The sequence below is a fragment of the Streptomyces sp. DT190 genome (assembly GCF_049846985.1).
GTDB lineage: Bacteria > Actinomycetota > Actinomycetes > Streptomycetales > Streptomycetaceae > Streptomyces.
In genome coordinates this window covers 1-1105 of the sequence record NZ_JBNCNM010000061.1, presented here as the reverse complement: position 1 = coordinate 1105, position 1105 = coordinate 1, and the positions used below count along the sequence as shown (strand labels likewise).

General features: G+C 68.6%; 1 protein-coding gene. It reads left to right on the top strand.

What is annotated here, in order from left to right:
• The coding region (locus ACPXCS_RS39580; RefSeq protein WP_425952357.1) for an amino acid adenylation domain-containing protein at positions 1 to 1105 on the top strand (1105 nt) is incomplete at both ends.

Sequence of the window (1105 nt, the reverse complement as noted above, 5' to 3'; positions counted from 1 at the left end):
TGTCGTACGGGGAGTTGAACCGGCGGGCGAATCGGTTGGCGCATTGGCTGGTGGAGCGGGGTGCGGGTCCGGAGCGGCTGGTGGCGGTGCGGGTGCCGCGGTCGGTGGATCTGGTGGTGGCGGTGTATGCGGTGGTGAAGTCGGGGGCGGCGTATCTGCCGATCGATCCGGATCTGCCGCAGGAGCGGGTGCGGCATGTGCTGGACAGTGCGCGGCCGTTGCTGGTGCTGGACGGGGTGTTGCCGGATGTGTCGGGTTGTCCGGAGACGGATCCGGTGCGTGAGCTGTCTGCGGACAACGCGGCGTATGTGATTTACACGTCGGGTTCGACGGGTGGTCCGAAGGGTGTGCAGGTGTCGCACCGGTCGATCATGAATCGGCTGGCGTGGGGTCTGGGGTTCTTCGGTGTGGGTGCTGAGGACCGGGTGTTGCTGAGTACGTCGGCGAGTTTCGATGTGTCGGTGCCGGAGTTGTTCGCGCCGTTGCAGGTGGGTGCGGCGGTGGTGGTGGCGCGTGCGGACGGTCGGCGGGATCCGGGGTATCTGGCGTCGTTGATCCGGCGGGAGGGGGTGACGGGGGCGGATTTCGTGCCGTCGTTGCTGGAGGTGTTCCTGGCGGAGCCGGCGGCGAAGGAGTGCACGAGTCTGCGGTGGATCGAGGTCGCGGGGGAGGCGTTTCCGGCGGCGCTGGCGAACCGGGCCAGTGAGGTGCTGCCGGGGTGTGGGGTGTTCAACCTGTACGGGCCGACGGAGGCGGCGGTGGAGGTGACCGCGTATCGGCATGTGCCGGGCGCGGACCGGGTGCCGATCGGTGCGCCGGTGTGGAACACGCAGGTGTATGTGCTGGACGCGGCGTTGAATCCGGTGGCTGCGGGTGTGGCGGGTGAGTTGTATCTGGCGGGTGCGGGGCTGGCGCGGGGGTATGTGGGTCAGTCGGCGCTGACGGCGGACCGGTTCGTGGCCTGCCCGTTCGGGGAGCCGGGCACACGGATGTATCGCACCGGGGATCTGGTGCGGTGGAACAGGGACGGGCAGGTCGAGTACCTGGGCCGGACCGACTTCCAGGTCAAGATCCGCGGCTTCCGTATCGAACTCGGCGAGATCGA